The sequence below is a fragment of the Microcoleus sp. PH2017_05_CCC_O_A genome (assembly GCF_020738785.1).
Lineage (GTDB): Bacteria > Cyanobacteriota > Cyanobacteriia > Cyanobacteriales > Microcoleaceae > Microcoleus.
This window is the reverse complement of record NZ_JAEQCB010000040.1, coordinates 1-20,971: the sequence shown is the minus strand read 5'-3', so window position 1 is coordinate 20,971 and position 20,971 is coordinate 1. Positions and strand designations below refer to the sequence as shown.

General features: G+C 43.3%; 23 protein-coding genes and 1 pseudogene. 9 read left to right on the top strand and 15 right to left on the bottom strand.

The genetic code is table 11. From position 1 onward, the window contains the following. Positions 1-47: 47 nt before the first annotated feature. The 4 genes and pseudogenes from JGK20_RS11435 to JGK20_RS11420 all read left to right on the top strand — a co-directional run. Entirely contained in the window at positions 48-1,316 is a 1,269-nt protein-coding gene (locus JGK20_RS11435) for an ATP-binding protein (RefSeq protein ID WP_293230481.1), read from the top strand. Then, positions 1,309-1,722, top strand: a complete 414-nt coding sequence (locus JGK20_RS11430; protein ID WP_293177796.1) for an RloB family protein — start codon at positions 1,309-1,311, stop codon at positions 1,720-1,722. Before JGK20_RS11435 ends, JGK20_RS11430 begins: the two co-directional genes overlap by 8 nt. A 15-nt stretch (positions 1,723-1,737) precedes the next feature. Continuing rightward, positions 1,738-2,301, top strand: coding sequence for a hypothetical protein (locus tag JGK20_RS11425; protein WP_293225438.1), 564 nt, complete (start codon positions 1,738-1,740; stop codon positions 2,299-2,301). Between the two features lie 612 nt (positions 2,302-2,913). After that, a pseudogene (locus tag JGK20_RS11420) lies at positions 2,914-3,009 on the top strand (1,4-alpha-glucan branching protein domain-containing protein); the annotation flags it as partial. 107 nt (positions 3,010-3,116) lie between these two features. Here JGK20_RS11420 and JGK20_RS11415 read toward each other — a convergent pair. Both JGK20_RS11415 and JGK20_RS11410 read right to left on the bottom strand, forming a co-directional pair. Continuing rightward, positions 3,117-3,791, bottom strand: a complete 675-nt coding sequence (locus JGK20_RS11415; protein ID WP_293177368.1) for a PEP-CTERM sorting domain-containing protein — start codon at positions 3,789-3,791, stop codon at positions 3,117-3,119. Between the two features lie 73 nt (positions 3,792-3,864). Continuing rightward, on the bottom strand, positions 3,865-4,890 hold the full coding sequence (locus JGK20_RS11410; RefSeq protein ID WP_293177371.1) for a site-2 protease family protein: 1,026 nt from the start codon (positions 4,888-4,890) through the stop codon (positions 3,865-3,867). Positions 4,891-5,652: 762 nt separating this feature from the next. Here JGK20_RS11410 and JGK20_RS11405 point away from each other — a divergent pair. Further along, positions 5,653-10,965, top strand: a complete 5,313-nt coding sequence (locus JGK20_RS11405; RefSeq protein ID WP_293230478.1) for a S8 family serine peptidase — start codon at positions 5,653-5,655, stop codon at positions 10,963-10,965. A gap of 299 nt (positions 10,966-11,264) precedes the next feature. Here the strand turns inward: JGK20_RS11405 and JGK20_RS11400 are convergent, their stop codons facing one another. The 10 genes from JGK20_RS11400 to JGK20_RS11360 form a co-directional block, all read right to left on the bottom strand. Further along, complete coding sequence (locus tag JGK20_RS11400) at positions 11,265-11,645, bottom strand: endonuclease domain-containing protein (protein ID WP_293230475.1); 381 nt, start codon at positions 11,643-11,645, stop codon at positions 11,265-11,267. Between the two features lie 354 nt (positions 11,646-11,999). Then, a complete protein-coding gene (locus JGK20_RS11395; protein WP_293230472.1) occupies positions 12,000-12,377 on the bottom strand; it encodes a type II toxin-antitoxin system VapC family toxin in 378 nt (125 codons plus the stop codon). Continuing rightward, the gene (locus JGK20_RS11390) at positions 12,367-12,621 is read right to left on the bottom strand and encodes a type II toxin-antitoxin system ParD family antitoxin (protein WP_293225450.1); all 255 of its coding nucleotides are present in this window, start codon (positions 12,619-12,621) and stop codon (positions 12,367-12,369) included. The genes JGK20_RS11395 and JGK20_RS11390 overlap by 11 nt, the downstream gene beginning before the upstream one ends. A gap of 63 nt (positions 12,622-12,684) precedes the next feature. Continuing rightward, positions 12,685-12,834: a hypothetical protein gene (locus JGK20_RS11385; protein WP_293225452.1), complete on the bottom strand. Its 150-nt coding sequence runs from the start codon at positions 12,832-12,834 to the stop codon at positions 12,685-12,687. A gap of 39 nt (positions 12,835-12,873) precedes the next feature. Beyond that, on the bottom strand, positions 12,874-13,206 hold the full coding sequence (locus JGK20_RS11380) for a type II toxin-antitoxin system PemK/MazF family toxin (RefSeq protein ID WP_293177389.1): 333 nt from the start codon (positions 13,204-13,206) through the stop codon (positions 12,874-12,876). Then, positions 13,191-13,385 carry a DUF2281 domain-containing protein gene (locus JGK20_RS11375; RefSeq protein WP_194012388.1) on the bottom strand — a complete coding sequence of 65 codons (195 nt, stop codon included), beginning with the start codon at positions 13,383-13,385 and terminating at the stop codon, positions 13,191-13,193. The genes JGK20_RS11380 and JGK20_RS11375 overlap by 16 nt, the downstream gene beginning before the upstream one ends. A gap of 244 nt (positions 13,386-13,629) precedes the next feature. Further along, a complete protein-coding gene (locus JGK20_RS34500) occupies positions 13,630-13,956 on the bottom strand; it encodes a type II toxin-antitoxin system PemK/MazF family toxin (protein ID WP_366038806.1) in 327 nt (108 codons plus the stop codon). A gap of 30 nt (positions 13,957-13,986) precedes the next feature. Then, complete coding sequence (locus JGK20_RS11370) at positions 13,987-14,274, bottom strand: hypothetical protein (protein WP_293191870.1); 288 nt, start codon at positions 14,272-14,274, stop codon at positions 13,987-13,989. Positions 14,275-14,418: 144 nt separating this feature from the next. Continuing rightward, positions 14,419-14,754 carry a XisI protein gene (locus JGK20_RS11365; RefSeq protein ID WP_293177446.1) on the bottom strand — a complete coding sequence of 112 codons (336 nt, stop codon included), beginning with the start codon at positions 14,752-14,754 and terminating at the stop codon, positions 14,419-14,421. Next, positions 14,742-15,095 carry an element excision factor XisH family protein gene (locus JGK20_RS11360; protein ID WP_366038804.1) on the bottom strand — a complete coding sequence of 118 codons (354 nt, stop codon included), beginning with the start codon at positions 15,093-15,095 and terminating at the stop codon, positions 14,742-14,744. The genes JGK20_RS11365 and JGK20_RS11360 overlap by 13 nt, the downstream gene beginning before the upstream one ends. Before the next feature lie 106 nt (positions 15,096-15,201). Here JGK20_RS11360 and JGK20_RS11355 point away from each other — a divergent pair, with 106 nt between their 5' ends. Both JGK20_RS11355 and JGK20_RS11350 read left to right on the top strand, forming a co-directional pair. Then, a complete protein-coding gene (locus JGK20_RS11355) occupies positions 15,202-15,786 on the top strand; it encodes a hypothetical protein (RefSeq protein ID WP_293198676.1) in 585 nt (194 codons plus the stop codon). Next, a complete protein-coding gene (locus JGK20_RS11350; protein ID WP_293198673.1) occupies positions 15,773-16,108 on the top strand; it encodes a type II toxin-antitoxin system PemK/MazF family toxin in 336 nt (111 codons plus the stop codon). Before JGK20_RS11355 ends, JGK20_RS11350 begins: the two co-directional genes overlap by 14 nt. Here JGK20_RS11350 and JGK20_RS11345 read toward each other — a convergent pair. The 3 genes from JGK20_RS11345 to JGK20_RS11335 all read right to left on the bottom strand — a co-directional run bounded on the left by JGK20_RS11345 (position 16,105) and on the right by JGK20_RS11335 (position 19,313). After that, on the bottom strand, positions 16,105-16,275 hold the full coding sequence (locus tag JGK20_RS11345) for a hypothetical protein (RefSeq protein WP_293191862.1): 171 nt from the start codon (positions 16,273-16,275) through the stop codon (positions 16,105-16,107). The two genes, JGK20_RS11350 and JGK20_RS11345, sit on opposite strands and share 4 nt — an antisense overlap. Continuing rightward, positions 16,250-16,555, bottom strand: coding sequence for a DUF4926 domain-containing protein (locus JGK20_RS11340; protein WP_293213393.1), 306 nt, complete (start codon positions 16,553-16,555; stop codon positions 16,250-16,252). Before JGK20_RS11340 ends, JGK20_RS11345 begins: the two co-directional genes overlap by 26 nt. A 202-nt stretch (positions 16,556-16,757) precedes the next feature. Continuing rightward, entirely contained in the window at positions 16,758-19,313 is a 2,556-nt protein-coding gene (locus tag JGK20_RS11335) for an EAL domain-containing protein (protein WP_293230470.1), read from the bottom strand. Positions 19,314-19,579: 266 nt separating this feature from the next. Between JGK20_RS11335 and dapB the strand changes: the two genes are divergently transcribed. Both dapB and JGK20_RS11325 read left to right on the top strand, forming a co-directional pair. After that, a complete protein-coding gene (gene dapB / locus JGK20_RS11330; RefSeq protein ID WP_293213387.1) occupies positions 19,580-20,407 on the top strand; it encodes a 4-hydroxy-tetrahydrodipicolinate reductase in 828 nt (275 codons plus the stop codon). A 54-nt stretch (positions 20,408-20,461) separates the two neighbouring features. Then, the gene (locus JGK20_RS11325; protein WP_293177471.1) at positions 20,462-20,866 is read left to right on the top strand and encodes a four helix bundle protein; all 405 of its coding nucleotides are present in this window, start codon (positions 20,462-20,464) and stop codon (positions 20,864-20,866) included. Positions 20,867-20,971: the final 105 nt, after the last annotated feature.

The following is a 20,971-nucleotide window of genomic DNA, read 5'->3' as shown; positions in this document are numbered from 1 at the left end:
CAGATATTGGCTGAGTGATTCTATCTAATTAAAAGTTGAGTTCCTCTATGTTAATTGATTTTTCAGTCACTAACTTTAGGTCAATTAAAGAAGAGCAAACATTAAGCGCGATCGCAGACTCTTCCAACAGGAAAAATGAAAATACTTTTGTGCCGATCGAAGGCAATAAACTGCGATTGCTTAACTCGGCTGCGATCTATGGAGCCAATGCTTCTGGTAAATCAAATATTCTCAAGGCTTTACATAGACTTATTTCCTATATTCAGACTCTCAATATTGATGTCGATCATAAAATTCCTTATTACGAACCATTTAAGTTAGATGAATCGCGATTAAGCCAGCCTTCTATTTTTAAGCTGAGTTTTATTCTTGAAGGAATTATGTATGACTATCAAATTGCTTTTGATAGTCGAGAAGTTCATCACGAACAGCTAGATTTTTACCCTAAAAAAAGAAAGTCAAACTTATTCATTCGTACAAAAAATGAGGTCAAACGCGGTGATTATTTTCAAGACAAGCGCTCTTTTTCAAATAAAGCTTTAACTAAATATCCTTATTTATCAAAAGTCGCTCGTGAAGAACATGAACAAATGCAAAAAATCTATGAATACTTAAAAACCTATGCTTTTTTCCCAGCCTATGATAATCAAACAAAAAAATCATTAATACGTCATATTAACCAATTATTACAAGGAGATGAAAAACTGAAAAAGAAATTAAGTAAGCTCATCCAAATTGCCGATACTCATATCGATAGAATTAATTTTGAGGAAAAATCAATTACTTATGAATTTGATGAAGAGATGCCAGAGGATCTTAAAATTTTAATAATGAGTGATAAATATGAAGTATTTGCAGTTCACAAAACATTTAAAAATGGTGTGTTCACAGGTGAAAGTGAATTTTCATTTTTTCATGAAGAATCAATAGGAACTATGACACTCTATACTATTGGCACTCTAATTTTATTTATTTTAAATGAAGGTCATATTCTAGTTATTGATGAATTAGATAATAGTTTACATCCCAAACTGTGTAAGTTTTTAATTAAGTTATTTCACCATCCGTCAACTAATCCCCGTAATGCCCAACTAATTTTTGCTAGCCATGAAACTACATTGCTCGATCGAGAATTGTTAAGAAAAGACCAAATATGGTTTACCGAAAAAAATAAATATGGTGAAACACAACTCTTTTCTGCCCAAGACTTTGACAAGGTAAAAGGTGATGAACCTTTTGACCAATGGTATATGCAAGGTAAATTTGGTGGTCAACCTAATATTAAAGAAGTTGAATTTATGTTTGGTGATGAATAAAAAAAGAGAGAATAAACGAAAACAGTTAAAGCAGTCGATCTACATAGTATGTGAAGGAACTAATACAGAACGAATTTACTTTGAGGAGATTGCTCAACAAGATGATGTGTTTGAGAAATATGCGGTCAAAGTTTATCCAAGTGAAGAAGACCAAATCAAAGCAGCAAAAAAAGAAGGTGAATCTATTAAAACAGATGCGATGAATCTGGTCAAACTCGCCAAACAAGAAATAAATAATTATGATGAAGTTTGGGCAGTTTTTGATAAAGATGGTTATACCAAACACGAACAAGCATTTTCAGAAGCCAAGAAACATGGTGTGAATCTTGCTTTTTCAAGTATTGCCTTTGAGCATTGGATTTTATTGCATTACGAACAGTATCGAACTGCTTTCCCTAAGTCCTAAAATGTTATTGATTACTTGGAACAATCAGATTATTTTACAGGCTATGCTAAAAAAGCAGATATTTTAATTTATTCTAGACTTAAAAGCCTGACTAAAACAGCTATTGAAAATTCAGCATGGTTACGGATGAAGATGGCACAAAATTTAGCTGCTTGCGATCATAAAATCTATGAATTAAATCCTTATACCACTGTAGACAAGTTAGTCATAAAGCTTTTAGATTTGAATCCTGTAACCTATGGAGTTATTAACGAAACACAGAAAATTAGCGATATTAGTATCACGGTTAATGCTGTTCAGCACAACTGTGGAATAATAAAGTTGAGTGTTAGTATTCTCAATGACAAAAACATTACCTATTTAGTTAACAATGACAGCGGTCACTTTTATATAAGAGATGAAGATCAAAATAAATTTCAACTTGCTCTTGATAATCCAATAATAATTGAACCAAGTTTAACTCAAGATATTATCTTAAAGTTTGAAATATTTTCCGCAACGGGGACTTTAAGATTTAATTTTAGTCCTAAGCCGAATGAAATACTAATTATTGCCCTTGACAATGTAACTGAACTGTAAAAAAACTATCACCCTGACAACAACTCGCTATCTCCCAGATAACCAACGCCTTTCTTGCGTCAGCCAAACTACCAAAAATTGTTCCGATGATAGCGCACGATCGCACTTACCTCCGATCGACTTTCAATTTTATAATCTTGGACGCAGGAGTGGTCAGAAACCGGATTTTTTCGAGAATACTCGATCGCAGTGCACAGACTCCGCCAAAAACCCGGTTTCTTTGGTAAATGCGTAAGTCTGTTTCTGCAAAACCCAAGCGCAACTAAGATTTGCGGCATTTACATGACAAATTTGGGCGGGCAGGATGCCCACCCCACAAGAGTTTGCAGCAAAGTTACCACCGATGTTAACTCAGGGTAGATGGTAGAAGAAGGGCGATCGGGCAACCCTTATGTAACGAAATATAACAATATTCCGGGTTTTGCATAAAAGCCTCAAGTTCCCCCAGATAAGTATGTAAGAGCATTTTCCAGCAACTATTTTTCAGGGGTACACATGGCTGAACTTAACATCGGGGCATTGACTGACAGCAAAACCTACACAGGTAGTGTTGACAGTAAAAATATTTTTGACCTTTATCCATTTAACATCAAAAATCCCGGAAGTTTGCAAGTTAAAGAAGGCAAAGTCGATTCTGGCTGGCTGGAGAAGGTTCAGGAGATAGATCGCATCTTCCCTGAGATTAATTATCGCATTTATCGATCGCTTGAAGTTACCCAAAACAGATGCAGACGGCGGTTGAAACCGCGTCTACACGAACAAAGTCTGCCTCCGCAGACTGAAGAAAATAACGTAATTTTAACCGCTAGGTCTTCTTATCTTTTTGTTCGTCTTTTCTTCCACAATAAACCCATTCCCGCCGCCACAAACGTACCAGCCACCGTCATCGGTTCCGGCACAGGTTCATACTCATAAGTTACACTAGCAGCAATATCCGCCGACACCTTACCGCCAAAACTACCTCTAGCAGGACTCCCCAGAATTTGAGTTAAACCAGTTGTCGCCACACCAGCAGTAAAAGTATCACCATCGCAGCCAGTTAAAGCACTCAAAAACTGCGGCAAATCATAACTTTTCGACACGCTACCAGAACCAAAACCGCTAACACTTCCCGTACCACCGCTAGCAATCTTCGTTTCCGGCGGACTAGCCAAAACACTCAAAGTCAAATTCGGGTCAGTTTTCAACAGCCGAATATTCACAGCAATATTAGCATTAGTTGCTGCCGTTCCCGTAAAATCTCCAGTCAAAGGAGTAATGCTGACACTATTATTAACAGTAGACTTAACCGTAACATAAGCCTTCAACAGAGTACCCAACAGCGAATTAAACTTCGGCAAAACCACATTCGTACTGCTATTTAACGGCTGCGAATCCAGATTCACAGTATAAGTTTGACTCAGAGTAGCAGCTTCTACGGAAAAACATTGACTAACAACCGCAAAACTCAAACTTCCGCCAACAATTCCCAACCTTTGACAAACATTCATATCAGTAAACCCCTAACTAAAAAAATCAACAACATTTTGTGGTACGGGCGTCTCGCCCGTGATTAATCTGCGGTTAAAAACTCCAAACCCGCAAAACCCAGTTTCCCAGCAAGGAGATTAAATAACTCAAAGCAAAAACAGTATAAATGATACTCAAAGGCGCATAAGCTGCCAAAACCAATCTATCACTTGATTCTGCCTCAATCTCCTCCCTCCGCAATAAATCCATATAAAAATCAAACGACTTTTGACGCAGATTGTTAATGCCAGTTCCTGCCACTAACAAATAATAACCATCAAATCGGTTGAGGGGATTCAAATTAATTGCTACAGTCAGCAAAGCCGCCACCATCAATAAATAACTAATTTGATGACAGACAGGATTCGACTGCGAAAACAGCCAAACCCAAACAGCAAACGCCCAAATTGTTACTTGAATCAAAACTCCCGCAGCCACGACTAAAACCCGCTGTTTTCGCTTGACTAAACTGTATTGGTCGCTAGTATCTGTATAACATCCAGGAATGAAACACATAAATAACAATCCAATTTCTTTAACAATACCGCCGTAATGTTTGAGCGTGAAAGCATGACCGAGTTCGTGCAAAGATATTACCAGGATTGTCAGCAACACAAATGTGATAATAGTCTCAATTTTTCCGGCTGTCCACAACTGCTGGTGCGAGACAACAACTTCCGCCGAGGAACCAAACCAAGCTGCTGCGGAAGATGCGATGAAAGCGCACAGGAAAAATCCAAACTCCCACGTCCAAATCCAGCGCAATTTGTCGATATGCTGCGACAGCCAGACATCGGGATTGACTAGGGGAATTGTGAAAGATAGGAGATTGAATTTGGCTTTCGGGGCTTTTGTGCCTTCTAGCATTCCCGTTTGTGCTAAGCTTCTCAAGAGGTTTTGCACATCTTCTAAATCGATGTTGTATTCAGCGAGAGTGTTAGTTACGGGTTGTTTGCTTAGTTGCAAGATTACCTGTTTGTCAAAGTCGTCAACTTCCATGAAAGTCATGTCTTCGGGATTGCGAAGTATCCAATGACCGTCTGGATGAGCTATCCACTGCACCGCTGATTTGAGTTCCATAGCATATTGTTACTTTGGCTGACAAAGTGCGATCGACTAAATAAGAATTATGCCTTGGTAGGCTAAAAGATCGATCGCCCCTAGCGCCTGTTTTCAAATTTCCCCTTTCCCCGTTAAATTCAGATCCCCTCGCATCCTCCTTAAGTAGGAGATTTTGAAGAAGCTCTTTCTCCTCCCTTTTTTTAGAGAGCAAAAGTGCGATCGCCCTAAATCTTGCTGAAAACATAAATTTTCCAAGCAATATGTGCCCTGTTTCAAAGAAGCAGGGAAACGGGAGAGTAGTTTTTGAAGAAGCTTTGGTGATATTTGCTAGGGCTTCAGACCTCATTCCAAATTTCACCTCTCGGTTCATATTATCAGAAATCATAAAAAAAGCAAGGGCAAATTCTAACTATTTTTGGAATGTAGCGCTGGCGGCCGGAAACCGGGTTTTTTATCGATTTTAAAGGCTGCGATTCCATATTTTCGTAAAAACCAGGTTTCGGAGTCAGTCCTAATTTAAGTTGGCAAAAAAACTTTACACAAACTTTACAATCGAAAGAGGGTTTTTGGTGTAGGATAACCGTGAAGAAGCAAGAAAAACCGAAAAATTAAGCATTGACAAAGTATGAGCTCAATCGCCAACGAGACCGTTAGCAAAGCGCGGCAGATGTGAAGCGATCGCCAATACGTAAAATTTGTTAACTTTGCGTAGTTTTTCAAACAAACAGAAATTTTCAGATTATTACTTACAGATTTTTGTCAAGTAACGATTTTGGTTGAATGCGGGAGGCATTCGATCGAGTTCGTGCGATCGAAATTCATATTAATCAAGGTGGAAAGATTATGGGTTGGCTAAATTTTGGTGGCAAAAAACGCAAAGAGGCTCAAGGTTTTGGGAATTCACCGAAACGCAAAGGCCGCAAAAAATCCCGCAGTCATGTGTTGGAAAGAATTGTGACTCCGAGTGCGGGTGTTGGGGGATGGCTGGATGATTTGAATCCGCTGCATCAGTTATTCGGTTCTTTGCCGCTACCAGATTTACATTTACCTAATTTCTTGGCTGATAGCGGTGTTTGCCCGATCGACCCTTCTGCGCCAACTAATAATTTACCACCGCTGATTGATTTTGACCCGCTGGGTTTGTACAACAACGGAATTGCCACTCAAACTCCTTACAATCCGGGCGGTGCGTTTGAGACTTTGCCAATTGGTATAATTCCCGTCGATCCCCAGGCGCCGAATCCTAACAATCCGAATGCAATCCGTCAATTGCTAAATTTTCCTTTGGCTAATCAGCCGTTGCTGGGAAGTATTGATACGGGTGTGAGTGCGGATAGTCCTTATTTGAATTACGCGAATATTAAGAAGGGCCGCGATTATGTGGGCGGGGATGATAATCCGTTGCTGAAGCCTGGGGAAGGTAGCGAGCACGGTACTTTTATGCTGGGGATTATTGATGCGATTAATAAGACTGCGCCGAAGTGGGTGGGAAGGGCGATCGATTCTGGGAGATGGGCGGATTCTTTGGTAGAGTTTGTGGATGCTGCGAAGGCTTCTGGACAGAAAAATGCGATCGCCAATCTCAGTTTGGATTTGACTCAGAAGAATGCTGACGGGAGTGTGACGACGCGCTATGAGTTGACGACCGCAGAAAGAAGTGCGATCGAATATGCGCGGCAAAATGGGGTAATGCTGGTAGTGGCGGCGGGTAATGATGGCGGTGTGATGTCGGTTTTGGGTCAAGCTTCTCAGGAATTTGACAATATTTTTACGGTTGGGGCTGGGGATATTAACGGGCGATCGAACTATTCTAGTTATGGCCGCGGTTTGGATATTGTGGCGGATGGCGGCACGAGTGAACACCCCGGTTTATCGACGGTGGGAAATGATTTGGGGACGATGGCGGGGACTTCGGTGGCGACTGCTAAAGTTGCGGGGGCGGCTTCTTTGGTTTGGGCGGCAAATCCTGCTTTGAACTATCGCCAAGTGATGGAGATTTTGAAGTCTACGGCGAGGGATTTGGGGCCGGTTGGATGGGATGATGAGACGGGTTTTGGATTTTTGAATACGTTGGCGGCGGTGGATTTGGCGAAGAAGACGAAGCCGGAAGTATATCGGCCGACTCCGTGGGTGACTCCTGAAACTTGGAGTGGTGAAGGGAAAGTTACGCCGGAGGAACGGGCTGCTAAAGGTGGAAATTCGATCGCGGCGGCTACTGTACAAGTATCAACTAATTTCTCGGATAGCGATCGGGTTGACTCGAATCAGCCCAATAAATATTATCAGTTTACGGTAAATGAACCTGGTTATATAAGGTGGAATTTGACCAGTCTCAACCCTGTTTCAGGATTTCCCGAGCCCCCAAATGTAACTATCATCAAAGCTGACGGTAAGCCTGGATCTCATATCTTCACTAAAGGGCTTTCTCTTAGTTCTTCCGTGAGAACGGAGGGACAGACTTCTTTCTCAGGTGGCGATTTTTACAATTCGGGGACGTACTATCTCAAGGTCGGTAACGGTGATTGGTCTACTTTCAAAGATTACAACATATCAACTCAGTTTACTGCCGATCGAGTTTCGAGTTTTGCTGGAAATATACAGTACAGAACTCAGCCCTATTATTCCTTACAAGACAGCCCGCAAAGTGCGGTTTTCTCAGGGCCGGCTGTCTCTGAGTTGAAGAATTTAGCAGGTGTGGTCACTTATGACAATATACAAGTCAACAACCGGATTGCTAAGTATGGGATTGAAGTGAATGAGTTGGGAAAATTCAGGATAAATTTGAATTCTCCCAATGGCAAAATGGAACTAAGCGTTAAGAAGTTTATTGGTTCAGACGATAGACCGGAATCAATTGCTAGTCTTGCGGTTTCTGCTAATTCGGATGGATGGTTGGAACTCCAACTGAATAAAGGGCGCTATGACATTGAGGTGAAAACTCCCAGCAATTACTGGCAAGAACCTGATTGGAATTCGACTCAGCAAAGACTGGTACGACCTTATACATTGAATGCTACTTTTACTCCGAATGCGCCACAACCCGGACAAGGGAAAGTTCCTGCGTCTGCTGGGGCATTTGATAAGACTGTGGTGAGTAGTGGGGTGGTTAATCACTATTACAAGAATGGGTATTTGACGGTGCAGCCTTCGGGTCAAGCAAGTTGGTATGGCTATCCTTCGCTAGTGATATCAGGTTCAGCACAAGTAATTAGCAAACCAGTTCCTCTGACCGATCCTGATGGTAATTACTCAATCCAGACTGCCAAAGATTTATTTTTGATTTCTGGTGGTGCTGACTTAGGGGATGGGGTTAATAAGGATCAGGTTGCATCAGGGCGTATTCTTAGTTCAATAGGTGGTAAGGATTTAAACGACTTTTACAAATTCAGCTTAAACAGCTCTAAATTAGTAAATCTTGAATTATCTCAATTAGGTTCTGGTGCTGAGTGGTCGTTGATTAAAGACCGAAATGGTAATGGTCAAGTAGATCCGGGCGAGGTAATTAAGCTTGGTAATATTGTAACGGAATCTCAAAGTTTCGATTTAATATTAGGGGCTGGAAACTATTACTTACAAATAGGTTCGGCGGCCCCTAATGCAGCAAGTCAATATGTAGTGAATGTAGTAGCGACTCCTCCAGAGAATGAAGTTATCTCAAGCTATAACTCGGATTACTATTTAGTCCAAAATGGTCAATTACGACTGATTCCCGATCGAGAAACCTTGAACGGATTAGGAATTAATCCGAATACAGTGAAGCGTTTCTCGAATGAAGATTTAGCTCGGATTCCTTTGGGTCAACCGCTGTCCCCACTGATTCCTCAATGGCAGAAATCCATTGATGATGCAGCTAATCAAAATTCATTAGGTAATCCGGTTACAAGCTATTGGGATGCGGCTGATTCACCAACTGGAACAAAGGGTTACGGTAGAACTTACGATCGCGGGTCTGTTTATTGGACTGCTAAATCAGGGGCGATCGCATTGGTGGGTCAATTCGCTGATGCTTACCATAATCCAAACGGCGGTTCTAATGGTTGGTTGGGCTTCCCGACAGCAAAGCAATGGAATTGGGAAGGCGGACAACGTATTGATTTTGAAGGGGGATACATTTATCGAACAGCTAAGGAAGGGATAAGAGCTTTCAAGTATGATGAATCACCTTGGCAGAAATCCATTGATGCTGAATATGCACGTTATCAAGACTCATTAGGAAGTCCTACTGGTGGCTATTGGCCGGCTGGTGATTCACAATATGGAACAAAGGGCCATCATCAAAATTACAATAATGGTCACGTCTTCTGGACTGCTAAATATGGGGCGATCGCAGTTCCGAGTCCATTCGCTAATACTTACAATCAAACTGGCGGTTCTAACAACTGGTTAGGCTTTCCGACTAAAGGAAAGGAAACGGATTCGTCAGGTGGCCAACGCATTGATTTTGAAGGGGGATATATTTATTGGACAGCTCAATCTGGGGCAAAAGCTTATCGCCCTAACGAATCTCCGAGTTTAGACAAAACAGTGGGTTACGACGGTGCTAACACCCATTCAACTTACGTCAATACTTTCAACAACAATGGTCGATCATCGGCTTTGGGTTCTCCCACTGGTAATGTGTATCGTTCGGTTGATAATGGCTATCTTCAAGAATTTTCTGGGGGTTCTGAAGGTTCAGGCGCAATTATGAAGTCTGGCGCTAACAATAATTCGTATTGGGTTGGTGGAGGTTTTTGGAGTGCGTACCAGCAGATTCTACAACAGAAAGACCTCGGATATCCGACTTCCGATCGATTTGTGGATCAGAATAATGGATTACTAACACAGACATTTCAAAAAGGAAAAATTGTTTATGATGGGGGTGTATATAAAGTCCCTCTTAGCAGCGGTGATTCAGGAGGCGGAAATAGTAAGCTACCCCAGAGTGCTGCCGAAGCTCAAGCATTCTTTAAATATCAATTTCACCAAGATCCCGGACTTTCTGCTCCTCCAAACAATAATTGTGGGCCAGCTAGCCTTGCAATCGTTTTGAAAGCTTTAGGACTAGAACCCAATGGACTTGGTGAACAAGCAAGTATCAATCAAGCGGCTGAATTAATGGGGTTAAACCCAACAAATCATCCTAATGCTTCCGATGTAGATATTGAACGGGGCATTCAAAATGCAGGAGGAACTTGGATTAATGTAGGTATTAGCAACAGTACAGAACAGCGTTGGAACGCTCTAAATGAAGCACTGGCTAATCAAAATCCAGTTATTGCCTTTGGCGAGGCAAATCCTGACTGGTGGTCACAGATAGGTTATACAAATTCCCGCTCAGTAAATCATGTCATTGCTATTCTTGGCAGAACTAGCAATGGTAATTATATAGTGGCTGATCCGCTATCTCGTAGAGCGGTTGAGGTTGATCGGCAAACGCTTTCAAAATTCTTTAGTATCTATAGCAATGCACCTGCTGGTCGTGCTTTTGTTTTGCCTAAATCTACTAATAAAAGTGGAAACAACTCTTCCCAAACTGCTTTATTTACCACTGACATCGTTTTTCAAATGTTTCCTAATTTAGGCTACGTCAAGACCAATATAGAAACTTATCTTCCTTTAATTCTCAGTGAGCTAGAAAAAGTGGGGTTAGGAGACCGAGATATGGTTCTGATGGCACTGGCAACTATCCGCGCTGAAACAGAAGGTTTTGAGCCAATTGACGAGGGTATCTCTCAATATAACACCTCGCCCGGTGGTCGTCCCTTCAACAAATACGACTTTCGTAGTGATTTAGGTAATAATGGTGTTGGAGAGGGAGACAGGTATAAAGGGCGTGGTTTTATTCAGTTGACTGGTAAATATAATTATCAACAACTGGGTCCACAACTTGGACTTGGGAATCAGCTAGTTAATAATCCAGAATTAGCCAATGATCCAAGGATTGCAGCACAACTTTTAGCCCGCTTTATTAAGAATAAAGAAAATGCTATCAGACAGGCTCTAGTTCCACCTCCTGACTATGCCACAGCAAGACGTTTAGTAAACGGTGGCTCACATGGGTTAGCTCAATTCACAGATGCTTTCACAAAGGGAGCAAACCTTACAGCATGAGGCTCAAAGAAACACTTTAAGAAAGGTTGGGAAAGGGTTCTCACTTTGTTGAGAGTTTTTTGGCAAGATCGATCGCCTTTTATTGTTTTTTCTCAACAAAGGACGATCACTCTTTCTGTTTTCGTCAATAATAAAATCCCATTACCTGGCTTTGCATCAGCAACTAGCACAACGACTGAATTATGCCGCCTAATATTTTATCCGATCGCCTCGATCGCCTCGATCGCATTCAGCCACCCATTCAACTCTCCTCCCTTCATGTCCCCCCCTTCTTAAGGGGGGCTAGGGGGGATCTGGCCTCAAAAATCACCCTCAATCAAACCCAACAACTCCCCACAAACCCCATCAAAACTCTGCAACACCTCAACATTCGTAAACCTGACAACCTTCAATCCATACCCCTCTAAAATCCCGGTTCTTTCTGCATCATATAGTTTCCCTTGTTCGGTAAAATGACTCTCCCCATCAATCTCAATTACTAACAGTAAAGCCGCACAATAAAAATCTACGATAAAATTGTCGATCGGGCGCTGTCTCAAAACTCGAAAGGGGAAATTTCTCAGAAAATCTTGCCACAGTTTTTTTTCGGATGGAGTTGGATTTTTTCGCAGTTGTTTGGCGATGGGGATGAGTTTTGGGTTGTATGGTAGGTGGAAGTTGGAGTCGTTTAATAAAGGCATGAGCTCACTGGTGCTCCTTATTAAGGGGGGGACTGGATGTTGGTTGAAGTCGATGGTTGAGTCGTTTAGTCTCGGATTGATCCCCCCTAGCCCCCCTTAAGAAGGGGGGGACTGGATGTTCATTGAAATTTTAGGTGGAGTGGCTTAGTCTCGGATTGATCCCCCCTAGCCCCCCTTAAGAAGGGGGGGACTGGATGTTGGTTGAAATTTTGGGGGAAGGGGCGATATTTAGGGAATAGTTTCAGAATTAGTTTATCCCAAATCATGTCTACTTGACAATTAGGGCGATCGCCCTTTTGGAATAAGTCAAAACGTGCGATCGCTTTTTCCCAAAACTTTAACAAAGAGCGATCGCTACCAATTAATTACCGTTAAAATTGTTACCTTTCCAAACTCTTGATCGGCCGTCACCAAACTTGCTGAATTTTGGATTGCCATTGCTGCAATAACCGAATCCGGCAGTTTCAAGCGATGTTGCTGGCGAATTTCAATGATTTTGTCAATCAAAACAGCATCCATCGCCCCTAAACCAAGAACCTCCACTCGTTGCAGAAACTGCTCAAAAATCTGACGATCATCTTGAGTCAGCCCAGGAAACACCAGAAACTCAATTTGGCTAATAACTGAAACTCCCAGCCAATCAGCATCTTTCAGTAATTCAATGAGTTGAAGATTTCCTTGAAGTAGAGCCACGATCGCATTCGTATCCAACACATAGCGATTACCACTCATCGCGTAGATTCCTCTGCATTGTTACTGCATCTCCCCGCCAAGTTAATCGCCCTACCAAATCCGAAAAATCATAGCTGGGTGTCTGCTTACCCTCTGACGAAACCGGATTCAAAACAACTAAAATTTCCCGTTCTTTTAGCAATCGTAATCCAGCCAGAATTACTTCAGAAGCAGATGAGTACCTACCGTTTTTGACTGTTGATTGAACAAACTGCTCTAGTTCAGGAGTTAAGGATATATTCATGATGTTGAGTCACCTATTTGAGTCAACTACTCTCCCCATAATAACAAAAATTATCCAATTTTGTTATTTAACATTTTTGGCTGCGGGAAGATGGCGCGATCGCCCTTCATCTATACCAGATGCCAAACCAGCGAGCGCCCTTTTGGAAGGAGTCAAAACGTGCGATCGCTCTTTCCAGCCCAAAATGGCGATCGCACAACACAACATAGTCAAACAGTATTTTAAGCAGAGGGAACGCTTGACAATAGAGAATTACTGCTGAATAATTTCAACAATCTTAGCGATCGCCTCGTTTAACTTTTCAGTTTTAAGCTGACCGGCTTTATAAAGTATAATTCCTCGATCTGCGGTAAACAAGCGATTAGGTCTAATGTTGCTAATTTGGTTAAGTCCGCCCTCGCTAAAATCACTACTTTCAAGAGTGATAGCATAGCGATCGGCGATCTTTTGGCTAGTAATCTGACAAAGAATTATATCGTCTCCTGCCAAAGTTGCGATTACTAGAGCCGGTCGGCGCTTGGCTTGTGTTAAATCTGAAAATGGGAATGGAACAACTACTACATCACCTTTTACAAATTCTGCCATGCTTCATCCTCTTCTAACTTTAACCAGTCTTTTTCCAAAGAAGATTCACTGAGCAGGCTTGCTTCTAACTTATCTTTATTGTATTTTAATTTGAGGAATTGCAGGAAATTCCAAACTTCTTCTAATATAAATTCTGGAATATTCTCTACTTCCTTAAGGAGTAATTCTTTAGCGTTCATCTCATTTACCTAGAAAAATATACTAATTGAGGTCATGCGTAACTCCTATCTATTATAGCATCCTTGAGATTAGCAGCTCATCGCGCAGATTCCTCTGCCTCCTCTGGCTCAACATCAGCAACTTTAGCCAATTATAGCAGGATCGCCTTGCTTGTAAGCGCAGATAAGCGATCGCCCATTTGGAATAAGTCAAAAAGTGCGATTCCCTACGGGATAGCTTCGCACGCGCTTACTTCAACTCATTCTATTCTTCTACATTCTCAGATTCATCCATTTGCAATGTATACTGCAATGCCACCTGTAATCTTGATACATAATCTGCTGAAAGAGTGCCCAATTTTTTGATTAATCGCTCTCGATCTATCGCTACTATTTGATAGCAAAGCACGACTGAATCTTGTGTTAAACCACCTTCACCAGTCGGCAAAATAATTGTCCCTGGTATTTTAGCACGCCGCAGATTACTTGTTACGGGAACTACGATGACTGTTGTAGTAAAGCGGTCTAATGTATCTCGCTGTACAATAATGACTGGTCTAATTCCTGCTTGTTCTGAACAAGAGAGAAGGATTCAAATCAGCCAAATAAATATCTCCGAGCATCAGATTTTATCCAGTTGTTGAAGTCTCAGCATATAATCACTTAAGGCAACTTCTGCCAACTCTAAATCTTCTGCCGCAAACTCAGATTTTAGTACCGCAGCTTCCTCATCAGAAATGGCATCCCACTCTCGAAATAATTGCCTTTTTTTAGCAAATTTTTGATTGGGTTGAGTGGCTTGCTGTTTCTGGGCCAGATATTTCCCGATCGCCCGATCGAGTTCCTGTAACTCTAAAATTTCCAGCATTTCAAGCTGATTGACAATTTGGTTGAGGATTGCCTGTGACATCGGTTTTCACTTTTTGTGCTTGCCTACTTTGTCTATTATACAACTATTACCGTCAGTCGATTGGCGATCGCCCTTTTGGAATTAGTCAAAACGTGCGATCGCTCTTTACCCCTTTTTCTCAACCAAGGGATCTCGCCCTTTACCTCAAGCAATTGCAAAATCAGTCAACTTCCGGTCTTCATAATGGTAAAAAGCCAGCACAATATCTTTTTGAAAAACCCCTCGATCCAGCAAATCCTGAGTCACCCCCTCCTCAGTTTCATCTCGTTCAATCCAGAGTTTGCCCTCGAAAATTCGCAGATGCACGATAGTGCTGTGAACTCGCCGATCGCCATTCCATCCAAAACTAACCAGCAAATAATGGTCGCGATCGCTATCATAAACCGCCGACATATCGCTCTGCTCGGAACTAGGTTTGTAGCGGGCATATTCGTCGATTACTTCTCGCGCGATCGATCGATACTGAGTCAACTTTTCCATAGTACAATCTCCTCTAAGTCGGGATTGAAAACAATCAAAGGGAATTGTCGTTCTTTAACAAATTCCTGAATCGACGGACGCTGAAAAAAGTTTTCATAAGTGCGTTTCGGAATGGCAAGATATAGAGTACGATCGGGCTCCAGCCGCGCCATAAAACTCGAATATAGATAGTATTGTCCAACGGCTCGTTCGAGATCGGTCACTGGGGAAGGACTGATAAATACCTTCACCTCAACAGCAATTTTTCGCTCACTCCTCTCGGCGGCAATTAATTTTTCGGCTCCTAGATCCGCGTAAACAGTCAAGTCTTCAAATCTAATAGTGAAAGGATCGTGAGTAATTGTCCAGCCGTCTTTAATGAGAGCGGCTTTAACGACATTATGGTAGATATCTGTGGCATAAACTAGCTCAAAACACCCCTATAATCTAGTATACACTGGTGCAATAGTGCAATACAAACTGAATATCTCGCCATTGCCCTTTATTTCGGAAGCGGAAATAAAAGGCGATCGCCCTTTTGGAATAAGTCAAAAAGTGCGATCGCTTTTTGCCTATTTTTGGCTATATGGAAAGGGCGATCGGTCTTGTGGATGGAGAGGGGCGATCGCTATGAGTGGGATGGAAAGGTCGATCGCTTTTCTCGACCGAGGAATCTCGCTTTTTGGTTCGAGGAGGGGCGATCATTTTTCTAAGGAATGGAGCAAATTAATCGTAGAAAAACGGGTCAAAGCCTGTGTCCCTAGAACGTCAAAATATGATAAACTTAGTAAAAGCACTCGCCTTCAAGATATCCAAGCCATGAAGCTTATTTCTTTGTCAGCACATTTTGATGGGCAATCTATTCAGCTAGATGAACCCTATAAGCTTGAACCAAACATAAAACTAATTGTCACAGTCCTCCCGGAACAATTAGCAGAACGCGAAGCCTGGTTGTGGTTGTCAAGGCATCAACTAAACAATGCTTACAGTCAGGACGATGATTACCCGAGCAATGCAATTAAAACACTAAATCCTGACTATGCAGGAAGCTGATGTTGTTCTCACCCCAATACCCCAAGCTGACGGGACAACTAAAAATCGTCCAGCCATCCTTCTGAGGGAACTCCCACCTTATAGAGATTTTTTAGTGTGTGGTGTTAGTACCCAACTAAATCAACAGGTTCCAGGTTTTGACGATATTATTTCCCCCTCTGACTCAGACTTTGCTGCCAGCGGTTTACGGTCTCAATCCTTGATTCGGTTAGGTTTCCTTGCTGTATTACCTCGCAATCAAATTATCGGTTCTATTGGAGCTATTTCCTCAGAGCGACATCAACGCTTACTAAAAACTCTGAGTGATTATCTTGTGAATTAGGGAGAAGGGCGATCGCTCTTTTTTTCATGGAAAGGTCGATCGCCCTTTTTTTCATCGAAAGGTCGATCGCCCTCGATCGCTTTTTCACGGGCGAAGGGCGAGATCCTTTTTGATATAAGCGATCGCCCTGACAACAACTCGCTATCTCCCAGACAAAGAACGTGCAAACTCTAAAACTTCTATCTGACGTTCGTCTGACAAACGTCCAACCATCGCAGCTAATAGCTCAGATACAGACAACCAACGCCTTTCTTTCGACTTCCAAACAACTAAAAACTGCTCCGTAGACAGAGTACACAAAGCTATCATTTCGCCAGAGCGATCGCTAAATTCTACTTCGTAATTTCCATCATCATAACAATCTACAATTGCCCCTCTAACACCTAGGTGTAAATTAGATTCAGGCAATGTTACTAACAATTCGACTGCATCAAATAATTCTGGCACGATCGTGCTTACCTCCGAACGAATAGTGTTAAATGGGGTACATCTGGTTTTTGAAGAGGGCGAAGCATGACCGCATATAAGTTATTAGTTATTATCTCATATTGACTGCGGTCATGCTTCGCCCCTACGGATATATTCGCTTGCATTGAGATACACCCGTTAAATGACTAATGACTGCTGACTAATGACTAATAACTAACAACTACCACTGCGGCTCCGAAGCCATTAAAGCAGTAGCTTCATCGCTCGGTAATGGCTTAGCAAAAAAATAACCTTGGCCGTATTCGCAGCCGATCGCCCTTAACCTAGCTAATTGCGCCGCCGTCTCCACACCCTCAGCAATCACATCCATTCCCAAAGCGTGGGCCAGGGTGACTATTGTTCGGACGATCGCCACATTCTCTCCCTCACCCAACTCCATCAGCCCGACAAACGACTTATCAACCTTCAAAGTATCCGTAGGAAACCGACTCAAATAACTCAACGACGAATAACCAGTCCCAAAATCATCAATTCCCAATTTGACATTTAACGCTTTCATTTGCTTCAAAACCCCGATCGCCGATTCGACATCATCCATCACCACACTCTCAGTAATCTCCAACTTCAAACTCTCGGCACTCAAACCCGTTTCTGCCAAAATAGCCTGAATGCGATCGACCAAATCCGGCTGAGCAAACTGCTTCCCAGATAAATTTACACTCATAATCAAAGGGCGATCGAAATCAAACATTTCCTCCCACAGTCGCAACTGCCGGCAAGCTTCCTCCAGCACCCACTCACCAAGCTGCACAATTGCCCCCGTTTCCTCAGCCACCGGAATAAACTTGACCGGCGAAATCAAGCCCCGCTGGGGGTGCTGCCAGCGCACCAAAGCCTCAAACCCAATAATCCTCCCGCTAGCCAAAGACACAAAGGGCTGGTAGTGCAGCAAAAACTCCCGACGCTTCAGGGCCATCCGTAAATCTGTTTCCAACCGCAACCTCTCCAACGCCAAATCGTGCATCGAAGCATTAAACACCTGATACCTTCCCGTTCCCAAAGCCTTCGCCCGGTACATCGCCGTGTGGGCGTCTCGCAGCAAGTGTTCCGGCTGTTCCCGGGTGGTAGTAGTTGGTTCGCCTCCCACCGCAATTCCGATACTCGCCGTGACAAACACCTCCTGCCCTCTCACGTCAAAAGGCACAATTAAAGCTTGGTGAATGCGATCGGTCAAATCGATCGCATTCCCCAGATCGACATTCCTCGCCAAAATCGCAAAATCGTCACCCCCCACCCGCGCCACAGTATCCGCGCGAGCAATACTTGCCCTCAGCCTCCGCACCACGGCCATCAACAGTTCGTCCCCTACCAAATGACCTAGAGAATCATTAATTACCTTAAATCGGTCTAAATCAATAAACAGCACTGCAAACAGATAGCTGTGGTGGCCTTTATTGTGGGCGATCGCCCGCCCCAAACATTCCACAAACAAATCCCGGTTCGGCAAACCCGTCAGACAGTCGTGAAAAGCATCGTAAAGCTTCCTGTAAGCGCTGACGCCCACACCAGTCACCACCAAACCCAAAGCCGGCGACACCAGCGGCACCCACCCACCCTCAATAAAAATCGCAAAACTAATTCCCAACAGCCCCATCAACAGCGCACCCCCAACCAATGCTGCCCTCGCCGGGTGCACAATCCGCCAAGCCACAACCCCGCCAAGCACAGCCCAAGAAGCGTTCCACAAAATTTCCGCCCATTGCGGCCAGATCCAAAACAGCGATCGCCCCTCCAAAACGGCACTCAATATTTGGCTGAGCATTTGGGCGTGCAGGATCACCCCCGGCATTTTCGGAGTTTGTTTTTGAACCGGACTGTAGGGCGTCAGAAACACGTCTCTGGTACTAGGTGCTGTCGTTCCGATCAGCACAATTTTGTCCTTTATCCAGGTTGGGTCAATTTCCCCCTTCAATACCTGCGACATACTGACTTGTCGCGCTACATTATTGGCAGAACGGTATTTGAGCAGAATTTGGTAGCCTCTGGCATCAAGATTTGCATAGCCGCCGCTGTCAGATTTTAAAGGCACAAATTCTGCTTTGCCCCAGTTGATTTGGTGGGGATGGACAGGGCTATCTGTGGGCTGCACGCTGTTTTTGAGATACAGCAAAGCCAGTTGCAGAGAAAACGACGAAACAGTAGTCTTGTTTGCTTGCGAGACTGAGAGTAAATGGCGGCGCACCACGCCGTCAGCGTCGAGCACGAAGTCGTTAAAACCGATTCGATCGCGCGGTATTCCTTGGGGCGCCGGGACTCCCGGACTTTCTGCATCGCTCATTTTGGCGATCGCCACTACATTCGGTGCTTTCAGCTTGACCAGCAATTCTTCGTGTCCCGGTGGTTGCGGCAAATCTCGGTACAAGTCCAAACCGATGACTTTTGGCTGGTACTTTTGCAATTTTGTCAAGGTTTGGGCGATCGCACCGTCGGAAACCGGAAATCTCCCCAAAGCTTGAATATCTGCCTCGGAAATTCCCACGATCAGCAGCCTCGGATCCCTGCCCGCATCGGGCTGCAAGCGTACTAACGAGTCAAAACTGCCCAATTCCCAGCTTTGCAGCCATCCCAACCGTTGAACTCCCAGATTCAGCAGCGTTACAGTAGCACCCGCCAGCATTGCAGGCAAAATTCTGACCCGGCGGCCTGGAGAACTCAGATCGAGGCCAGTGGCGACAGACAGTACAGAACGAAGATTTCGAGAGAATTTGGGAGTCACAGAAAAAATATATGGGTGCAAATTCGCTTCGCACAAGTCTGTTCCACAGAATTGAGCTTATTATGAGATTGAGTGTAATTTTTTCAGAAATTGTGCCGAAACCGAGTTTATTTAAGTTAATTACTCGATTTTGCCAAGTATTTCGGGAGGGGAAACCGGGTTGTTGAAGATTTGCCGACAAGTCCTGTTTTTTATTCCCCTGTTTCCCTAAATTCCCACAAGCGTTAAAATTTAGTCGATCGAAGTTTCAGGATATTTTTGAGATTATGGCGAATCAACTTCCGATTCCGGTGATTGTTAACGGTGCTGGTGGCAAGATGGGCCGCGAAGTAATTAAGGCGATCGCAAATGCTGATGACATGACTTTATTTGGGGCTGTAGACCGCTCTCCTGAGTGCCTCAACGCCGATGCGGGGGAATTAGCCGGATGCGGCCCGTTAGAAGTTCCGGTAACAGACGACTTGCAAGGAATGCTGGTATTAGCATCTCAGGAAAAGCAATTAGGCGTGATGGTAGATTTTACGCACCCTTCGTCTGTTTATGAAAATGTGCGATCGGCTATAGCTTATGGTATACGCCCGGTAGTTGGGACTACAGGATTGAGCAGCAAGCAAATTGATAACTTAGGTGAATTCGCTGACAAAGCCAGCATCGGCTGTTTGATTATACCCAATTTCTCGATCGGCATGGTTTTGCTACAACAAGCAGCCGTCACCGCATCTCAGTATTTTGAACACGTAGAAATTATCGAGCTGCACCACAATCAAAAAGCCGACGCTCCCAGTGGCACGGCGATTCAAACTGCTCAAATGCTAGCAGAATTGGGAAAAACTTTCAATGTGCCCGAAGTTGAGGAAACTGAAAAAATAGCCGGAGCTCGTGGTTCGGTGGCCGATGAAGGGATTCGGATTCACAGCATCCGTTTGCCCGGTTTAATTGCTCATCAAGAGGTAATTTTTGGCGGTGCAGGCCAAGTTTATACTTTACGACACGATACGAGCGATCGGGCTTGTTATATGCCGGGAGTTTTGTTATCGGTGCGAAAAGTGCTGGAATTGCGATCGCTCGTTTACGGATTGGAAAAAATACTCTAGGGAATAGGGAATGGGGGATTGGGAATTGGGGATTGGTAATAGAGGGGTGTAGATATGGCAAGACCTGATTTTGAGGATTTGGATGTTTACAAATTGGCTGAAAAGCTAGCAAATGAGGTTTGGTTTATTGTCAAACAATGGGATTATTTCACGAAAGATACTATGGGCAACCAAATTGTACGAGCCGCCGATAGTGTTTGTGCTAATATCGCAGAAGGACGCGGCAGGTACAATCATCAAGACAATCGGCGTTTTGTTAAAATTGCCAGAGGCTCTTTGTATGAAACAATCAGTTGGTTGAGATTGGCATATGCCCGAAAGTTGTTAGCAGATGAACAAGTCATAAAAATTCAACCAATAATCGATGAATTGCCACCAAAACTCAATGCTTATCTAAACTCAATTGGTGGTAAAAAAGATCGAATAAGTGATGAAAAAATTGAGATAGATCGCCAATAAAAAATCTCCCCATTCCCCATTCCCCATTCCCCATTCCCCATTCCCCATTCCCCATTCCCCATTCCCCATTCCCCATTCCCCATTCCCCATTCCCCATTCCCCATT